The organism is Acidovorax sp. ST3 (genome assembly GCF_003231145.1).
Lineage (GTDB): Bacteria > Pseudomonadota > Gammaproteobacteria > Burkholderiales > Burkholderiaceae_C > Acidovorax.
This window is the reverse complement of record NZ_QKVP01000003.1, coordinates 149,356-166,883: the sequence shown is the minus strand read 5'-3', so window position 1 is coordinate 166,883 and position 17,528 is coordinate 149,356. Positions and strand designations below refer to the sequence as shown.

At 67.4% G+C, this 17,528-nt stretch carries 19 protein-coding genes; 12 read left to right on the top strand and 7 right to left on the bottom strand.

Annotated features, from left to right (window positions below; translation table 11 throughout):
* Together DNK89_RS10025 and DNK89_RS10020 are read right to left on the bottom strand one after the other, a co-directional pair.
* On the bottom strand, positions 1–1,125 hold the full coding sequence (locus DNK89_RS10025; RefSeq protein ID WP_110959983.1) for a saccharopine dehydrogenase family protein: 1,125 nt from the start codon (positions 1,123–1,125) through the stop codon (positions 1–3).
* A 5-nt stretch (positions 1,126–1,130) separates the two neighbouring features.
* A complete protein-coding gene (locus tag DNK89_RS10020; protein WP_238990771.1) occupies positions 1,131–2,828 on the bottom strand; it encodes an EAL domain-containing protein in 1,698 nt (565 codons plus the stop codon).
* A 189-nt stretch (positions 2,829–3,017) separates the two neighbouring features.
* On the opposite strand from DNK89_RS10020, the gene DNK89_RS10015 reads away from it, so the two are divergent.
* Genes DNK89_RS10015 through arsB form a run of 4 tightly spaced genes read left to right on the top strand, consistent with a single transcriptional unit; the run spans position 3,018 to position 5,465 of the window.
* Positions 3,018–3,344: a helix-turn-helix transcriptional regulator gene (locus tag DNK89_RS10015; RefSeq protein ID WP_108499698.1), complete on the top strand. Its 327-nt coding sequence runs from the start codon at positions 3,018–3,020 to the stop codon at positions 3,342–3,344.
* Between the two features lie 43 nt (positions 3,345–3,387).
* Positions 3,388–3,888, top strand: coding sequence for an ArsI/CadI family heavy metal resistance metalloenzyme (locus tag DNK89_RS10010; protein ID WP_110959981.1), 501 nt, complete (start codon positions 3,388–3,390; stop codon positions 3,886–3,888).
* Between the two features lie 9 nt (positions 3,889–3,897).
* Positions 3,898–4,404: an arsenate reductase ArsC gene (locus DNK89_RS10005; protein WP_110959980.1), complete on the top strand. Its 507-nt coding sequence runs from the start codon at positions 3,898–3,900 to the stop codon at positions 4,402–4,404.
* Positions 4,401–5,465 carry an ACR3 family arsenite efflux transporter gene (gene arsB / locus DNK89_RS10000; protein ID WP_110959979.1) on the top strand — a complete coding sequence of 355 codons (1,065 nt, stop codon included), beginning with the start codon at positions 4,401–4,403 and terminating at the stop codon, positions 5,463–5,465. The genes DNK89_RS10005 and arsB overlap by 4 nt, the downstream gene beginning before the upstream one ends.
* A 27-nt stretch (positions 5,466–5,492) precedes the next feature.
* On the opposite strand, the gene DNK89_RS09995 is transcribed toward arsB, so the two are convergent.
* From DNK89_RS09995 to DNK89_RS09985, 3 genes are read right to left on the bottom strand one after another with little or no spacing between them, the layout of a single operon-like run.
* Positions 5,493–5,720 carry a DUF2798 domain-containing protein gene (locus DNK89_RS09995; RefSeq protein WP_110959978.1) on the bottom strand — a complete coding sequence of 76 codons (228 nt, stop codon included), beginning with the start codon at positions 5,718–5,720 and terminating at the stop codon, positions 5,493–5,495.
* Positions 5,717–6,325: a flavodoxin family protein gene (locus DNK89_RS09990; protein WP_110959977.1), complete on the bottom strand. Its 609-nt coding sequence runs from the start codon at positions 6,323–6,325 to the stop codon at positions 5,717–5,719. Before DNK89_RS09990 ends, DNK89_RS09995 begins: the two co-directional genes overlap by 4 nt.
* Before the next feature lie 54 nt (positions 6,326–6,379).
* Complete coding sequence (locus DNK89_RS09985) at positions 6,380–6,877, bottom strand: DUF2938 domain-containing protein (protein WP_203422244.1); 498 nt, start codon at positions 6,875–6,877, stop codon at positions 6,380–6,382.
* An 83-nt stretch (positions 6,878–6,960) separates the two neighbouring features.
* Here DNK89_RS09985 and DNK89_RS09980 point away from each other — a divergent pair, with 83 nt between their 5' ends.
* Positions 6,961–7,407, top strand: coding sequence for a helix-turn-helix domain-containing protein (locus tag DNK89_RS09980; RefSeq protein WP_110959976.1), 447 nt, complete (start codon positions 6,961–6,963; stop codon positions 7,405–7,407).
* Positions 7,408–7,557: 150 nt separating this feature from the next.
* Here the strand turns inward: DNK89_RS09980 and DNK89_RS09975 are convergent, their stop codons facing one another.
* Positions 7,558–8,706, bottom strand: a complete 1,149-nt coding sequence (locus DNK89_RS09975) for a helix-turn-helix domain-containing protein (protein WP_110960363.1) — start codon at positions 8,704–8,706, stop codon at positions 7,558–7,560.
* Between the two features lie 490 nt (positions 8,707–9,196).
* Here DNK89_RS09975 and DNK89_RS09970 point away from each other — a divergent pair, with 490 nt between their 5' ends.
* The 7 genes from DNK89_RS09970 (at position 9,197) to DNK89_RS09940 (ending at position 16,997) form a co-directional block, all read left to right on the top strand.
* Positions 9,197–9,667 carry a (2Fe-2S)-binding protein gene (locus DNK89_RS09970; protein ID WP_110959975.1) on the top strand — a complete coding sequence of 157 codons (471 nt, stop codon included), beginning with the start codon at positions 9,197–9,199 and terminating at the stop codon, positions 9,665–9,667.
* 46 nt (positions 9,668–9,713) lie between these two features.
* Complete coding sequence (locus DNK89_RS09965; protein WP_110959974.1) at positions 9,714–12,101, top strand: xanthine dehydrogenase family protein molybdopterin-binding subunit; 2,388 nt, start codon at positions 9,714–9,716, stop codon at positions 12,099–12,101.
* A gap of 11 nt (positions 12,102–12,112) precedes the next feature.
* Positions 12,113–12,904, top strand: coding sequence for a xanthine dehydrogenase family protein subunit M (locus DNK89_RS09960; protein WP_110959973.1), 792 nt, complete (start codon positions 12,113–12,115; stop codon positions 12,902–12,904).
* 109 nt (positions 12,905–13,013) lie between these two features.
* The gene (locus DNK89_RS09955) at positions 13,014–13,940 is read left to right on the top strand and encodes a MoxR family ATPase (RefSeq protein WP_110959972.1); all 927 of its coding nucleotides are present in this window, start codon (positions 13,014–13,016) and stop codon (positions 13,938–13,940) included.
* 10 nt (positions 13,941–13,950) lie between these two features.
* Positions 13,951–15,165: a VWA domain-containing protein gene (locus DNK89_RS09950; protein WP_110959971.1), complete on the top strand. Its 1,215-nt coding sequence runs from the start codon at positions 13,951–13,953 to the stop codon at positions 15,163–15,165.
* Between the two features lie 96 nt (positions 15,166–15,261).
* Positions 15,262–15,894, top strand: a complete 633-nt coding sequence (locus DNK89_RS09945; RefSeq protein ID WP_110959970.1) for a CoxG family protein — start codon at positions 15,262–15,264, stop codon at positions 15,892–15,894.
* A gap of 29 nt (positions 15,895–15,923) precedes the next feature.
* On the top strand, positions 15,924–16,997 hold the full coding sequence (locus DNK89_RS09940; protein ID WP_110959969.1) for an XdhC family protein: 1,074 nt from the start codon (positions 15,924–15,926) through the stop codon (positions 16,995–16,997).
* 18 nt (positions 16,998–17,015) lie between these two features.
* Here the strand turns inward: DNK89_RS09940 and DNK89_RS09935 are convergent, their stop codons facing one another.
* Entirely contained in the window at positions 17,016–17,519 is a 504-nt protein-coding gene (locus DNK89_RS09935; protein ID WP_110959968.1) for a low molecular weight protein-tyrosine-phosphatase, read from the bottom strand.
* Positions 17,520–17,528 lie beyond the last annotated feature (9 nt).

The following is a 17,528-nucleotide window of genomic DNA, read 5'->3' as shown; positions in this document are numbered from 1 at the left end:
TCATTCCTCCACCACGTCCGTCACCATGCCCCACTTCGCAAACTCGGGAGCAAAAGCCTCCAGGGGCAGCAGGCTGGTGCTGGTGTGCGCCCCGGTGGGCAGCGGCTGCCCGGCTGCGAGCTGGCGGGCCAGCAGGATGGCGGCCATGCAGGGGATCTCGGGGCCGTGGTCGTTATCTGCCGCAATGTGCCATGCGCGGCGCCGGGGCTGGCCTTGTGCGTCGGCACCCGCCACACGCACCACCATGCCGCCCAGCGGCGTGCCCAGAAAGTCCAGCGCGCCGCCCGCGTGGTGCATCAGCCAGGCCAGCTTTTCAGGGTGGGGCAGTACGCCCCAGCGGCGCAGCGTTGCCAGGGTGGCGAAGGCTCTTTGCGCCAGGCCGACCTCCAGGGCCGCGCGGAAGGTGACGCGGTCGCGGGCCCGATAGTGGGCGGGAAAGATCACCAGGTCCGGGATGTCGCAGACCGCCCCCAGGCGAGGGCGCAGTCGCTGAAACTGGACGGGGCGGGGCCGCGCCCAGCCGCTGTGCGGCTGCCACCGGCCACCGTCCCACACGTCAATGGGCAGACCGCAGTAGCTCAGCACCGCCGCCAGCGTGGCCTGGCCCCGGGGTGCCCGTTGCGCAGGGGCAATGCAGATGTCGATGCTGTCAATGCGCTGCCAGCCTGCGCACAGGTGGTCGATGACGGCGGAGGACAGCGCGGGCACCGTGCTGGCACCCGCGATGGCTGTGCGCCCGGCGGCAGTGAAGGCAGCCTGCATGGCGGCGGGAAAGTCGCACACAAACCGGCGGCCGTCGGCCAGGTCGATGTAGTGCGCCCCCGCCTCGGCCGCCGCCTGGGCCACGTTGTAGGCCTGTGCCTGAAAAGGGCCCGCCGTATGGATGACCAGACCCACACCCCACTCGCGCAAGGTGGCGGCCAGGCCGGGCGCCTGGTGGTCCAGCGCCACGCCCTGGGCGCCGTGGCCCAGCGCGTCCGCCAGGGCCTTCGCTTGCGATGAATCTCGGCCCGCCACCAGCAGGGCCATGTGGTGGCGTGTGGCCTCATCGCTCACCAGCGCGCGGCAGATGCGCGCCCCAAAGTTGCCGTAGCCGCCCAGGACCAGGGTTTTGAATGCAGCCATGGGGGTCATGCCCCCGAGGCCCACGGCATGCTGGGCTGCGTGGGCACAAAGGAGGTATCGCTGCCCCTGCCACTGCCCGGCGTGTGCAGCAAGGCCTGGAGGGCGGCACGCTGCGACTGCAGTTGCGTGCGGTGCCAGGTGGGTACGTCAGGCGCTGCAATGGGGCGGCTGAACAGGTAGCCCTGGATGTGGTGCAGCCCGGCGGCGGCCAGGGCCCGCAGCTCCTCCGGCGTCTCTACCCCCTCGACCACCACCGACAGGCCCAGATCCCGCGCCAGCGCGCAGATGTGCCGCAGCAGTTTCTGACGGCGGCGGTCTTGCGGCAATTGGCGCACGAACAGGCGGTCGCACTTGATGCCCGCAATGGGGAGCTCCGCCAGCATGCCCAGCGACGAATACCCGGCGCCAAAGTCGTCCATCAGCACGGCCACGCCCAGGGCGCTCAGCGCGCTGATGGCCGCCACCATCTGGGGGCCCAGCGCAATGACGGCATGCTCGGTCATTTCGAGCTTCAGGGTGCGCGGGGGCAGGCCGCGCTGGGCCAGCTGCAGGCCCAGCCAGGGCGCAAAGCTCTCGTGCATCAGCGTGACCGGTGCCACATTGACGCTGATGGCCACTGCATCCAGCCCCTGCGCCCGCCAGTTGCAGAGATGGTCCAGCGCGTTGCACACAATCATGCGGTCCACCTCCGCCGTCTTGCCCTGCAGCTCGCACACCAGCAAGAAGGTTTCGGGGTTTATGCGGCCCAGGGTGGTGTCGGTCAGGCGCAGCAGCGCCTCCAGCTGTACGCCGCTGCGCTGGGTGTGGATGATGGGCTGGAAATGCAGGGCCAGGTTGTCGGGGTGCAGCAGGCGGTCCAGGTGGTCGGCAATCAGCGACTGCTGAATGTCGCTGTGGGCGTTGTGGGCCAGTGCCAAGGTGCGCATCATCGACAACCCGCGCCGCAGCAGCTGCTGTCGCCCCGCGTCCGAGCGCAGGTTGCTCAGATGTTCCATGGCCACCGCCAGCGCAAACACCAGCATCACTACGAGCAAGGCGGCGCCATCGGACGCCGCATCGTGATTGCCCTGCTGCATGGGAAAGGTGTTGACCAACAGCCAGTGCAGCACCAGGATCGCGCCGCCGCACAGCAGTTTGTCTGCCCAGTTCTGGGCGCGGTAGCGGGGGGTGAGCACACTGAGCTTGGCGGCGCGATGGCGGATGGCGCAGTAGCACGAAATGCCGGTGGCAATGCCCAGCGACAGCACGGTGGCCAGCAGGTTGATCTGCCCGAAACTCTGCACATGGCTGCTGGTGATAGTGAAGTGCCCGGCCAGCGTGCCCACCGCCAGCCACAGGCTGGCCAGTGCAATGCGGCGTTTGCTGGCGCCGGTGCTGAGGGTGGGGATGGTGAGCCGCGCACTCACCACCATGATGACCAGGCCGCTGAGCGCGGGCACCAGCTCCAGCACGTGGTGCGACAGCTCGTTGTACAGGAACAGGCCGACCACATCCAGCGCCCATACGATGGAGCCAATGCACAGCGATGCGTGGGATGCGCTGATGCGGCGGCTGGACGGGTCCACCGAATACGCGGTGTGCTCCACCAACTGCTGGCACACGTGCACGACCAGTGCTGCAAACACCCAGAACAGCAGGCTCTGCAGCAGTGGCGGAAACCCCACCACAAACACCTGCATGGCGCCTTGCCAGATTGAAACCATATCGTCCACGTGCTCCCGCCCTTTTTTATACGCGGGTCATCATACGACTGTGGGGCGGGGCCAAAGCGTAACGGCCTGTGGCGGGTACGCGCTCTTGGGCACTTGGCGACCATCTGTGGCGAGAGTGGTTTTCCAATACGTGTTTGGAAGCCGCTTTCAATAATTCAACAATCGTTGTATTATCGATTCATGCAAGAAACCGATGTTGTCCGAGCCCTCGCCGCCTTGGCCCAGGAGGTCCGCCTGCGGGTCTTTCGTGCGCTGGTGGTGGCGGGCCCTGCAGGGTTGACGCCCAGCGACCTGGCCGCCCAGTTGGAGGTGGCGCCCAACACCTTGTCTTTTCATCTCAAGGAGCTGTCGCATGCCGGGCTCATCAGCCAGGAGCGACAGGGCCGCAACCTGATCTACCGCGCCGCGTTCGACACCATGAACGCACTGCTGGCCTACCTCACCGAAAACTGCTGCGAAGGCCAGGGCTGCGCGCCTGCCGATGCGGCTGCGTCCTGCCATTGCTGACCGTTGCTGACCGTCTCTGTCCACTACCCCCGAGGAGAACCCCATGAAACGCTTCCACGCCCATGTGCATGTCGATGACCTGGCCCAGAGCATCGCCTTCTATTCCAAGCTGTTTGCTGCGGCGCCCACGCGGGTGGAGGCGGACTACGCCAAGTGGATGCTGGAGGACCCGCGCATCAACTTCGCCATCTCCACGCGGGGCGCCACGCTAGGCCTGGACCACTTTGGCATGCAGACCGACGACGCTGCGGAGCTGGCCGAACTGAAGGCCCGTGCCGAGGCCGCCGACATGGCCTTGCTCGACGAGGGCAACACCACCTGTTGCTACGCCCGCAGCGAAAAGCACTGGGTGACAGACCCGCAGGGCATTGCGTGGGAGCACTTCCATACGCTGGGGGACATCCCTGTTTTCAACGAGGCGGCTCTGTCCTCGGCAGCGGGGGCCTGCTGCACGCCTTCGGCGGCAGCCCCTGCGCCTGCGGCGCCTCGGGCGGCGTGCTGCGGCCCGGCCACGGCCGCAAACTCCAAAACCAGCTGCTGCTGAGAGTGCCGCATGACCGCCTTGAACGTTCTCTTCCTCTGCACCCACAACTCGGCCCGCAGCATCCTGGCCGAGGCCTTGCTCAACGACATGGCACCGGGCCGGTTCCACGCGTACTCGGCGGGCAGCAGCCCGCGCGACAACCAGCAGCCGAACCCTCTGGGCCTGGAGGTGCTGCGCGCCGCAGGCATCTCGACCGCAGGCCTGCGCAGCAAAAGCTGGGACGAGTTTGCCGCCCCGGGCGCGCCGGTGATGGACCTCATCATCACCGTCTGCGACGACGCTGCGGGCGAGGTCTGCCCCATCTGGCCGGGCCACCCGGCCACTGCGCACTGGGGCTACGCCGACCCGTCCGCAGGGGAGGGCTCGGACGATGAAAAGCGCGAGGCTTTCCGCAAGACCTTGCACGCTATCCACCAGCGGCTTGAGCTGCTCATCAACCTGCCCGCCGACAAGCTCGAAAAGACCCTGCTGCAGCACACCGCACGCGAACTGTCGCGTGCCGCTGCCACGCCATGACGGCGCGGTGCGAACCGGCCGGCGCGCCCGTGCCGGCCCCCATGAGCGTGTTTGAGCGCTACCTCACGGTGTGGGTGTCGCTGTGTATCGTGGTGGGCATTGCGCTCGGGCAGTTCTTGCCGTCGATGTTCCAGGCCGTCGGCCGCATGGAGATCGCCAAGGTCAACCTGCCCGTGGGCCTGCTGATCTGGGTGATGGTGATCCCCATGCTGGTGAAGGTGGACTTCAGCGCGTTGGGCGAAGTGCGCAAGCATGCCCGGGGCATTGGCGTCACGCTGGTGGTGAACTGGCTGGTCAAGCCGTTTTCGATGGCGCTGTTGGGCTGGCTGTTCATCCGCCACTGGTTTGCGCCCTACCTGCCTGCCGACCAGCTGGACAGCTACATCGCGGGCCTCATCCTGCTGGCAGCTGCCCCCTGCACGGCCATGGTGTTCGTGTGGAGCCGCCTCACTGGCGGCGACCCGCTGTTCACGCTGTCGCAGGTGGCGCTGAACGACAGCATCATGGTGGTCGCGTTTGCGCCGCTGGTGGCGTTCTTGCTGGGCATCTCGGCCATCACCGTGCCGTGGGACACCCTGCTGACCTCGGTGGTGCTCTACATCGTGATCCCGGTGATGCTGGCCCAGTGGCTGCGCCGGTCGTTGCTGGCCCGGGGGCAGGCGGTGTTCGATGCCGTCATGGCGCGCATGGGGCCCTGGTCCATTGCTGCGCTGCTGGCCACGCTGGTGCTGCTGTTTGCGTTCCAGGGCCAGGCCATCCTGCAGCAGCCGCTGGTGATTGCGCTGCTGGCCGTGCCCATCCTGATCCAGGTGTTCTTCAACGCGGGGCTGGCCTACTGGCTCAACCGCGCGGTGGGGGAGAAGCACAGCGTGGCCTGCCCGTCGGCACTGATCGGTGCCTCCAACTTTTTCGAGCTGGCGGTGGCCGCCGCCATCAGCCTGTTCGGCTTTCACTCGGGCGCCGCGCTGGCCACCGTGGTGGGCGTGTTGATCGAGGTGCCGGTGATGCTGCTGGTAGTGCACATCGTCAACCGCAGCAAGCGGTGGTACGAGCGGGCGTGAGTAGCGCGGCGCAGCCCGCCCGCACGCTCAGCCCCTCGCCGTGAGCAACGCCACCGCCTTGCGGGCCAGTGGCGCTGCCAGCATCACCGCCGGGAAGGCGAACAGCCACCCGGTCAGCCATGCGCCCGCCCAGAGGCTCACAAAGTCCTGCTGCGGCTGCAGCGCGCGAAAGGTGGAGATGCCCGACACCAGCAGCGACATCACGCCCGACAAGATCAGGCTGAACAGCACCGGGCCATAGTGGGCGGGGATCATGCCGCCACCTCTTCGCCAGTCTGGCGTGCGGCTGCACCGCCCACACTGCCCAGGCGTTGCAGCGTCTCGGCAAAGTGCTGGCCGAACATGCGGGCGGTTTTGGTGTCACCGGGCACAAACGCATCGGCCGCCGCCCCATGGCCCGCCTGCGCCATCAGGCCCGACCAGGAGCCGAGCCGGTTGGCCGCCTCGTCGTACGGCACCCCGGCATGCTGCTCGGGCAGGATGGGGTTGCCCACCCACACCATGCCGTGCTGCATGGCGAACACCCACATCGACATCAGCGTGGACTGCTTGTCGCCCGCTGGCAGTGACGACACGGTAAAGCCCGCCGCCAGCTTGTTCTTGAGCTGATGTGTCTTCCACAGGCGGCCTGTGGAATCCATGAAGGTTTTGAACGGACCGGAGACCCCGCCCAGGTAGGTGGGCGAGCCCAGGATGACGCCGTCGTAGCGCAGCAGGCGGTCGGGCGCCTGCGCCAGGTCTTCGGCCCGGACCAGTTCAGCGAGGACGCCCGGCACGGCGCGGGCGCCGTCCAGCACGTGGTGGGCAATGTGCGCGGTGTGGCCGTGGGCGCTGTGATAAACGATGGCGATGTGTTGCATGGTGTGGTTTCCTTGAGTGTGATTTCGGGGGGGGGGGAGAAGGCGTGGTACAGGTCAGCGTGAAATCAATGCGATGACCAGCGCGGAGAGATACAGGCCCAGGCCAAACACGGTGTGGTTGGCGAGGCTGCGCAGGCAGTTCTTGAGCGGAGTGGGCGTGCGCGATGCCGCAAAGCCCGAGCCCATGGCAGGCTGCATGACCAAGAGCGGCGCCGCCACGGTACCCATGCCCACGGCCAGCGCGGGCAGCAGGGTGGGGCTGTGAACCCACGCAGCGCCCTGCAAAGACAGCAGTACCCCGGCAAAGGCCACGCCAACGGCGTAGTGCGTGAGCCAGCCCCAGGCCAGCTCGCCGCGCACCGGAGCTGCCTTGGCGATGGCCGCGTGGGCGACCTGCCCGCGCAGCAGGTGGCCCACCCAGCGGCCGATAAAAGCGAAGTTGAGCGTGGGCACGCCCAGCCTTTTGAGCAGCAACAGCCACGCATCCATGACGGCGGTGGCGCCGATGCCCAGGAGCACGGCGAGGGGAATGTCTTGCAGTGAGAGAGTCATGAAAACACCTCGAAAAGTTGACGAAAGAAGGTTTTGAAGGGAATATAGAAGTTCAAGTCAACTTGAGGTCAAGAGGTTTTTTCATGGACATTGCCGAAGTCGCCAAACGCTCCGGGCTGCGGGCGTCCACGCTGCGGTATTACGAGGAGAAGGGGCTGATCCAGTCGGTGGGGCAACCGGGTGAGCGCCGCCGGTTTGCGCCCGGCGTGATGGACCAGCTGGCGCTGATTGCGCTGGGGCAATCGGCCGGGTTCTCGCTGGACGACATCCGGTCGATGTTTTTGCCCGGTGGTGAACCCAACATCGACCGGCAGCTGCTATCGGCCAAGGCGGACGAACTCGACACCATGGTCAAGCGCCTCAAGGCCATGAGCAACGGCCTGCGGCACGCGGCCGCCTGCCCGGCCGAGAGCCATGCCCAGTGCCCGTCCTTCCAGCGGCTGCTGAAAGCCGCCGCTGACGGAGCGCTGGAGCGCCAGCAGCGGCGCAGCGCGCAGCCCGTGGTGGGCCTGCGCAGGCCGCGTGCCTGAGCGGCCCGAGGCGCCTCGGTTGATGGGGTGATTGAGTTGCTATCTATTTAATAGCTGTTCAGGCATATTGCACTAGCGCTATCGGCCCAAAAGGCTTGAAGTGGAGGCGCCGGAAGCTTGCACAGCGGTGTGGGCCGCAGCGCGGGCCCGTCACCCGCCTTTGGGGGCGCCCAGCTTGCGGTACACCGTGGCGCGGCTGATGCCCAGCGCACGCGCCGCCTCGGCCACGTTGCCGCGCGCTTCCTGCACCGCGCGGCGGATCATGGCCACTTCGGCCTCGCGCAGCGGGGCGGGCGCGGATGCAATGCCTGGCACCGCCGCTGTGTGGGTGTCGCCCACGGTGCGGGCGTGCGCAGGCAACTGCGCCAGCGCGTGCAGCCGCAGGCCCGACCACAGCGGCAAATCCAGCGGCTCCCTACGCTTTTGGCGGGCCGCGTCGAACAGCATGGTCCAGGGCATGGCCAGCAGGTCGCTGCAGTGGGTGCGGGCACCGGGCAGGCCGGGGGCGCGCAGGGGCTGCGGCACCAGCTGGCGGGCCATGCTGTTGGCACCCACCACGCAGCCGTCGGCGTCCAGCGTCAGCAGGCCGTCGCCTTCGCCGCCCAGCGGGCAGCCTGGCCAGTTCACACGCAGCAGCAGGGCATGGGGCAGTTGCAGCAGCAGTGCGTCTTCCATGGCGCGGGCCGACCGGGCCACCAGGTGGCGCAGCTCGGGCCGTTCGGGCACATCCACACCCGTCAGGTCCAGCATGCCCATGCAGCGGCCCTGGGGGTCGAACAGCGGGGCCCCGGCGCAGCTGTAGCTGGCGTTGTCGTCAAAAAAATGCTCGCCCCGGTGCAACCACACGGGCTGCAGCTCTTCCAGCGCGGCGCCGATGGCGGTGGTGCCCACGGCGGCTTCCGACAGGTCAATGCCCACGCGGCCAATGGCGCTGGCGCGCGGGTCGCTCCGGTCGCAATGGCCCTGCACATCGACCACGATGCCGCGCGCGTCGGTGAGCATGGCGAAGTAGCGCATGCCCGCAATGGCCCGGGTCAGCTGCTCCAGCACCGGCCGCGCCGCGCGCAGCAGGTGGTGGTTCTGCTCCTGGCTGTGGCGCAGCGCCGTGGCGCTGACGGCGTCAAACGCCACGCGCCGTGTGGGCTCGAGGCCCCGCGCCAGGCAGCGTTGCCAGGACCGTGCAATCCACGGCTCCACCTCGGCGCGCACGGGCGCTGCACCGTCGGACAGCAGGCTCTGGCGCGCCTGCGCGATCAGCGCGTGGCGGTCAGCAGCGGGGTGGGGCGCAGAGATCAGCATGGTGAACAGGCTCCTGGAGGTCCGCATGATGCGGTAGTCCACTGAATCCGGGAAATCGGGGGGGCTTGAGGGTCTGGCAAGGCCGCAATCTAGGCGCCGGGCGCAGCCGTGTTGTACACCCGGCGAGCACGGCAACAACGAGTGCGGCCTTGCCAGACCCTCACCCTGCGGGCCAGGGCTGCGGCGGGTACCCGGCGGCGTTGCCTGACTTGCCAAGGCAGCCAGCCTTGGCAGCGCCAGGCGCCTTGCCGTGCATCCCGCCGCAGCCCTGGCGCACCCCCGATTTCCCGGATTCAGTGGACTAGTGTGCATTGCAGCATGTTTCATTTTGAGAATATCCAGCCAGGGCCGCCGGAAATCTAGGGTTGTCCCTAGGGATGGGGCGTGGGGCGCGGCAGAAGATGCGCGAGCGATGAGCGTGATCCCGATCCCCTCCGCGAGATCGTGAGCGCGCTCCTATCCAGCCAAAACCACTCCAGGAGACAGCCAGATGCAAGTCCAGTTCACGGTCAACGGGCGCGCTGCCAGTGTTGACGTCCCTCCCAATACCCTGCTTGTCCATGCGCTGCGAGAGCACCTGATGCTCACCGGCACCCATGTGGGTTGCGACACCAGCCAGTGCGGGGCGTGTACGGTGCATGTGAACGGCCGGGCCGTCAAATCCTGCGCCATGCTGGCGGTGCAGGCGCAGGGGGCCGAGGTGACGACCATCGAAGGCATGGCGACTGCTGACGGCACCATGCACCCCATGCAGGCGGCGTTCAAGGAGTGCCATGGCCTGCAGTGCGGCTTCTGCACGCCCGGCATGGTGATGAGTGCGGTGGACCTGTGCAAGAACCATCCCAACGCCAGCGAAGGCGAGATCCGCGAGCTGCTCGAAGGCAACATCTGCCGCTGCACCGGCTACCAGAACATCGTGCGCGCAGTGCAGGTCGGCCAGAAGGCCATGGCCGGCGCCTGAGCGCGCCCGCCGTTCCCACGCCAGAACAATCCAAGGAGACAAGACCATGGGTGCATCCGACTTTTCCAAGCTGCCGCACATCGGCGAATCGCTCAAGCGCAAGGAAGACTACCGCTTCCTGACCGGTGCAGGCCAGTACACCGACGACGTGGTGCTCGCTGCGCAGAGCCATGCTGTGTTCGTGCGCTCGCCGCACGCCCACGCCAAGATCAACAGCATCAACATCGACGCCGCCAAGGCCTCGCCCGGCGTGCTGGGCGTGTTCACCGGCGCCGATGTGGCCGCCGACAACATCAACGGCCTGCCCTGCGGCTGGCTCATCACCAGCACCAACGGCGAGCCCATGAAGGAGCCGCCGCACCCCATCCTGGCCCAGGGCAAGGTGCGCTATGTGGGCGACCACGTGGCCATGGTGGTGGCGCTGACCCAGCAGCAGGCGCGCGATGCGGCCGAGCTGGTGGAGGTGGACTACGACGTGCTGCCTGCCGTGGTGAACGTGGCCGACGCCGCATCGGGCGCCGTGGCCGGTGCGGCGCTGCACGACATTGCGCCCGACAACCACTGCTTCAAGTGGGCCATTGGCGACAAGGGCGCTGTGGATGCCGCATTTGCCAACGCGGCGCACGTCACCAAGCTCGACCTGATCAACAACCGGCTGATTCCCAACGCCATGGAGCCGCGTGCGGCCATCGGCAGCTATAACCGCGCGAGCGACGAATACACGCTGTACGTCAGCAACCAGAACCCGCACGTCGAGCGCCTGCTGATGACGGCGTTTGTGATGGGCCTGCCCGAGCACAAGGTGCGTGTGATTGCGCCCGATGTGGGCGGTGGCTTCGGCTCCAAGATCTATCTGTACGCTGAGGACGTGTGCCTGACCTGGGCCGCCAAAAAGCTCAACCGCAACATCAAGTGGGTGGCGGACCGCAGCGAGGCGTTCCTCTCCGACGCGCACGGCCGCGATCACGTGAGCCACGCCGAAATGGCGATGGACAAGGACGGCAAGTTCCTGGCCATGCGGGTGCACACCCACGCCAACCTGGGCGCGTATCTGAGCACCTTTGCCAGCGCCGTGCCCACCATCCTGTACGCCACGCTGCTCGCAGGCCAGTACACCACGCCGCAGGTGTATGTGGAGGTGGATTCGTGGTTCACCAACACCGCGCCCGTGGATGCCTACCGGGGCGCGGGCCGGCCCGAGGCCACCTACCTGCTGGAGCGGCTGGTGACCCGCTGCGGCTGGGAAATGGGCCTGGGCCAGGACGAGATCCGTAAGCGCAACTTCATCACCAGCTGGCCCTACCAGACGCCGGTGGCACTGCAGTACGACGTGGGCGACTACCACGCGTGCATGACGCAAGCCCAGCAACTGGCAGACGTGGCGGGCTTTGCCGCGCGCAAGGCCGCCAGCGAGGCCAAGGGGCTCAAGCGCGGTATCGGCTACAGCAGTTACATCGAAGCCTGCGGCATTGCGCCGTCCAACATCGCAGGTGCTTTGGGCGCACGCGCAGGCCTTTTTGAATGCGGCGAGGTCCGCGTGCACCCCACCGGCAGCGTGACGGTGTTCACCGGCTCGCACAGCCACGGCCAAGGGCATGAGACCACCTTTGCTCAGGTGGTGGCCGCGCGCCTGGGCATTCCGGTGGAGAACGTGGACATCGTGCACGGCGACACGGGCCGTGTGCCGTTCGGCATGGGCACCTATGGCTCGCGTTCCATCAGCGTGGGCGGGGCGGCCATCATGAAGGCGCTGGACAAGATTGAGGCCAAGGCCAAGAAGATTGCCGCGCATTTGATGGAGGCCAGTGACGCCGACATCGACTTCAGCGGCGGCGAATTCACCGTGCGGGGCACCGACAAGAAGATCCCGTTCGGTCAGGTGTCGCTGGCGGCCTATGTGCCCCACAACTACCCGCTGGATGTGCTGGAGCCTGGCCTGAACGAAACCGCGTTCTACGACCCTACCAACTTCACCTTCCCCGCAGGCACCTACATCTGCGAGGTGGAGATCGACCCGCAGACCGGCGTGACGCGCGTGGACAAGTTCACGGCGGTGGACGACTTCGGCACCATCATCAACCCCATGATCGTGGAAGGCCAGGTGCATGGCGGCCTGGTGCAGGGCATTGGCCAGGCGCTGCTGGAGAACTGCGTGTACGACCGCGAAACCGGCCAGCTGCTCACCGGCAGCTTCATGGACTACGCCATGCCACGCGCTGACGACTTTCCCGAGTTCAAGCTGGGCCATGTGTGCACACCCTGCACCCACAACCCGCTGGGCACCAAGGGCTGCGGCGAGGCCGGGGCCATCGGCTCGCCACCGGCGGTCATCAACGCCGTGCTCGATGCGCTGCGGCCTTTGGGCGTGAAGGACTTCGACATGCCCGCGTCGCCGCACCGCGTGTGGGAAGCCATTCAGTCCGCCAAGGCATAAGGAGACCAACCATGTACGCATTCACCTTTGAGGCTCCTTCCTCCACCGCCGCTGCCGCGCAGCTCATCGCCCAAGGCGGCAAGCTGCTTGCGGGCGGGCAGAGCCTGCTGCCGTCCATGCGGCTGCGCCTGGCCAACCCCGAAAAGATCGTGGACCTGAACGGCGTTGCCGAACTGGCGGGCATCCGCCGCGAAGGCAACGCGCTGGTCATCGGTGCCATGACGCGCCACATGGACGTGGCGGCCAGCAGCGAGGTCAAGTCGGCCATCCCGGCACTGGCCGACCTGGCCGCCCACATCGGCGACCGCCAGGTGCGCGCACGGGGCACGCTGGGCGGCTCGGTGGCCAACAACGACCCTGCTGCCTGCTACCCCAGCGCGGTGCTGGGCCTGGGCGCCACGGTCATCACCAACCGCCGCGAGATCCAAGCCGACGACTTCTTCGTGGGCATGTACACCACGGCGCTGGAGGAGGGCGAGATCATTACTGCCATCCGCTTCCCGACTCCTAAGCGCGCCGCGTACATGAAGTTCAAGCAGGCCGCATCGCGCTTTTCGCTGGTGGGGGTGTTTGTGGCGCAGACCGACAGCGGCGTGCGCGTGGCCGTCACCGGTGCGGCCAGCAGCGTGTTCCGCCATGCGGGGCTGGAGGCAGCGCTCAACCAGAGCTTCACGCCGCAGTCGGCTGCCAGCGTCAAGATCGACGCGAGCGACCTGAACGCCGATATCCACGCCAGCGCTGCCTACCGCGCCAACCTCATCAGCGTGCAAACGCAGCGTGCTGTGCAGCAGATGCTGGGATGACATGAGGGCAACCCCGCTACCGTGATGCGGCACCCGGTGGCGGGTTTTTGTGTGAAATTGGCCGCTAGCGCTAGAAGAATATGCGCTAGCAGCTATGAATTGGATAGCAATGAACTCGTTGAACGCCGCGCCGGTTCCGGCTTCCATCGACGCCCTGGTGCAGGCCCTGCAGAGCGTGGGCTATTTTGCCGACCGTCGCCTGGCCACGGCGGTGTTTCTGGCGCTCAAGCTGCAGCGGCCTTTGCTGCTGGAGGGCGAGCCCGGCGTGGGCAAGACGGCGCTGGCCAAGGCCCTCTCGGAAGTGCTGTCGCGCAGCCTGATCCGCCTGCAGTGCTACGACGGCCTGGAGCAGCGCGAGGCGCTGTACGAGTGGAACTACGCCGCTCAGTTGCTGCACATGCGCGCGGCCGAGGGGCAGGGCGGTGCCGACATGGCGCAGGTGGAGCGCGAGGTGTACCAGGACCGCTACCTCATCCGCCGCCCTTTGCTGCAGGCGCTGCAGGCGCCAGCGCCCGGCGCCGTGCTGCTGATCGACGAGGTGGACCGCGCCGACGAACCGTTCGAGGCCTTCTTGCTGGAGTACCTGGGCGAGTACCAGGTGAGCATTCCCGAGATCGGCACTGTGCGCGCCACGGCCGCGCCGGTCACCATCCTCACCAGCAACCGTACGCGCGACCTGCACGACGCCGTCAAGCGGCGCTGCCTTTACCACTGGCTGGACTACCCCGAGCGCGAGCGCGAGCTGGCCATAGTGCGCGCCCAGGTGCCGGGTGCGAGTGAGGCGTTGGCCCTGCAGGTGGCAGACTTTGTGGGGCGACTGCGCAGCCAGCCGTTTGCCAACGCCTTTCAGCGCGCACCGGGCATTGCCGAGAGCGTGGAATGGGCCAAGGCGCTGGTGGCCCTCGACACCCTCGTGGTGGACCCCGAGGTGGTGTCCGATACCGCAGGCATCCTGTTCAAGCAGCGCGAGGATGTCGCGGCGCTCACCCGCGACATGGCGGTGCAGTTGCTGCAACCCGCCGATGCCGATGCATGAGAGCCGTCCCATGGCTGAGGGCGCGATGTTCTCTCAACTCGGCGATGCCCGCACCGGCAAGCTGGCCGACAATCTGAGCGGCTTTGGCCGCACGCTGCGCCGCGCGGGCGTACGGGTGGACGCTGCCCGCATGGCTCTGGCCCAGCAGGCGGTGATGCTGGTGGGCCTGCAGCGCGAGGACTTCAGCGCCGCACTGGAGGCCGTGCTGGTCAGCCGCGAGCAAGACCGCATGGTGTTCCGCGAGCTGTTTGACGCCTACTTTCGCAATCCCAACGTCGCACAGAAGCTGCTGGCACAGATGCTGCCCAGCGCCGAGTCCAAGGCCGAACCCATCAAACGCCGCCCGCGTGTAAGCGAGGCACTGGCGCCCGTACGCGCTGCACGCAATGCGCCGCCTGCACGCGAAGAAGACAAGATCGAGTTCGACGCCGCCATGACGGCCAGCGATCTGCAGCGCCTGCGGCAGGCCGATTTCAACCAGCTCTCGGCCAGCGAATACATCCTGGTGGAGCGCCTGGCGCGTGACGTGCCTTTGCCCTTGCCGCACTACGCCGCCCGCCGCACCCGGCCGGGCGCACGCGGCAGCCGCCCGCACTGGCCCGGCGCCATGCACCATGCGGCACGCAGTGGGGGCGAGGTGCTGCACATCCCCTTGCTGCAGCGGCGCCAGCAACCGCTGCCACTGCTGGTGCTGGTGGATGTGTCTGGATCTATGGAGCGCTATGCGCGTTTGCTGCTGGCCTTTTTGCACGCGGCCACTGCACCGCGCCATACCGGCGCCGCCGTGCGCCGTGACGTGTTTGCGTTTGGCACCGGCTTGACCGACCTCACGCCCGCCTTCCGCCTGGCCGACACCGATGCGATGCTGGAGACGGCCAGTCACGCCATCACCGACTTTGCCGGCGGCACCCGCATGGGCGACAGCCTGGGCCAGTTGCGCCTGCAGCACGCGCGGCGCATGGTGGGGCGGCGCACGCTGGTGCTGCTGATCAGCGATGGGCTGGACACGGGCACGCCCGAGGTGCTGGAGCGCGAGCTGGCCTGGCTGCGGCGCCACTGCGGTCGCCTGCTGTGGCTTAACCCCCTGCTGCGCTACGAGGGGTATGCCCCCACGGCGCGCGGTGCGTCGGCTCTGCACCGCCAGGCCCACGGCATGGTGGCCGTGCACAACCTGAGCCACCTGAAGGACCTGGCTGCCAGCCTGGCGAGCGTGCTGCGGCAATGACGGCGCCGTGCCCCACGCCGCACTGAGTCCAGCCATGCATCGGACCGATTGAATTCCCACCACATCCACACACATTAGAGACCGAGAGGACCCACCATGGAAATGCAAGCCAGCCGAACCCTTGCCGTCAGCCAGCAACAGGCCTGGGAGGCACTCAACGACCCCGAGGTGCTCAAGCTGTGCATTCCCGGCTGCGACAAGGTCGAGCCCACGGGCGAGAACCAGTATTCGGTGGCCATGGCGCTTAAGATCGGGCCCGTGTCCGCCAAGTTCGCGGGCAAGATCACGCTGTCCGAGATCGTGCCGCCCGAGAGCTACAACATCGCCTTTGACGGCTCCGGCGGCGTGGCGGGCTTTGGCAAGGGCAACGCCCAAGTCAAGCTGGTGCCGCTGCCCGCCGATGCGGCCGGGCAGGCCAGCTGCGAGCTGCACTACACCGTGCACGCCTCGGTGGGCGGCAAGATCGCGCAGCTGGGCCAGCGCCTCATCGACGGCGCTGCCAAGAGCATGGCCGAAGACTTCTTCAAGCGGTTTGACGAGGAGATGCAGCGCCGCTTTCCGCGCGCTGAAGCTGCCCCAGCAGATGCAGCGGCCGGTGCCGATGCCATCACCGAGCCAGGCACAGTGGACGGGGGCAGCGCTGCCCAGGGTGCGGGTATCCCTGCGTGGGTGTGGGGTGTTGGCGTGGCGGCCCTCGTATTGCTGGCCTGGTGGTTCAATCGGGGCTGATTGCTCGGGGCAGCGGAAGGAAGTCAGTCATGGAAAATTTGGACGTCGTCGTCTTGCGCACGCTGCAGGGCTGGCGCGCCGCAGGGCGCCGCGCGCTGCTGGCCACGGTGGTGCGTACATGGGGCTCGTCGCCCCGGCCGGTGGGTTCGATCATGGCGCTGTGCGAAGACGGCGCGGTGGTGGGGTCAGTGTCGGGTGGGTGCATTGAAGACGATTTGATCGACCGCCACACCCGCGCCTATGCGCAGGCGGGTGCGGCGGCAGACGGTACCGCCCACCGCATCCCCAGCGGGCCGCCATCGTTTGTCAAATACGGCATCAGCGCTGACGAGGCCCACCGCTTTGGCCTGCCCTGCGGCGGCACGCTGGAGCTGCTGCTGGAGTACGACCCCGATCCCGCGCTGCTGGCGGACCTCATTGCCCAGCTGGCCGCCGGGCGCCTGGTGCAGCGCACCGTGCGCTTGTCTGACGGGGCCGTGACCCTCGCGCCCACTCAGGCGCCCGAGGATCTCAAGGTGGATGCACAGCAGCTCACCAACACCTTCGGCCCTGAGTACCGCATGCTGCTCATCGGCGCAGGGCAGCTCACCGAGTACCTGGCCACCATGGCCTTGTTCAACGGCTTTGCCGTGACGGTGTGCGACCCGCGCGAGGAGTACCGGGGCAGCTGGAGCGTGCCCGGCGCTACGGTGGTGAGCGACATGCCCGACGATGTGGTGCTGGCCTTCAAGCCCGACCGCCGCACCTGCGTGGTGGCCCTCACGCACGACCCCAAGCTGGACGACTTGGCGCTGCTGGAGGCGCTGAACACCGAGGCGTTCTACGTGGGCGGTATTGGCTCGCGCCGCAACAACGAGGCGCGGCGGGCCCGCATGATCGAGCACTTTGACCAGACCGAAGCCAGCCTGCAGCGGCTGCGCGGGCCCATTGGCATCTACATCGGCAGCAAGACACCGCCCGAGATTGCGGTGAGTGTGATGGCCGAGATTTTGGCCGTGAAGAACGGCGTGACCTTGCCGCGCGACATGGAAGTGGCCCAGGCCAAGAACGACCGGGAGCTGGCGCACAACGACCCGGGCGCCCTGGTGTGCGGCGTGCGGTAGCGCGGGCCGCCCTGGTGGTCAGTGCTGCGCCGGTGGCACCTGCGCCAGCAGCTGCCGCTGTACATGCCTTAGCAGACCTTCGCAGGCGTCTTCCACCAGGTCCAGCACCTCTTCAAACCCTTGGCTGCCGCCGTAGTACGGGTCGGGCACCACCGGGCTGTCGAACTGCAGGCAGAACTCCGTCATGCGCCGCAGCTTGTGCGCGTGTGCGGGTGGGCACAGGTCCTGTGCCAGGGCGAGATTGTCCCAGTCCATGGCCAGGATCAGGTCGTAACGCGCAAAGTCCGCATCCGTGATCTGCCGGGCCCGCAGGTCCGACAGGTCATAGCCGCGCTGCGCCGCGTGGCGCTGGGTGCGGGTGTCGGGCGGCTCGCCGGGGTGGTAGTTGTGCGTGCCCGCCGAGTCCACCACCACACTGTGCGCCAGGCCGCTGTGGGTGATCTTGTGGCGAAACACACCGTGGGCTGTGGGGCTGCGGCAGATGTTGCCCATGCACACGAACAGGATGGCGTAGCGGGACATAGTGATGGT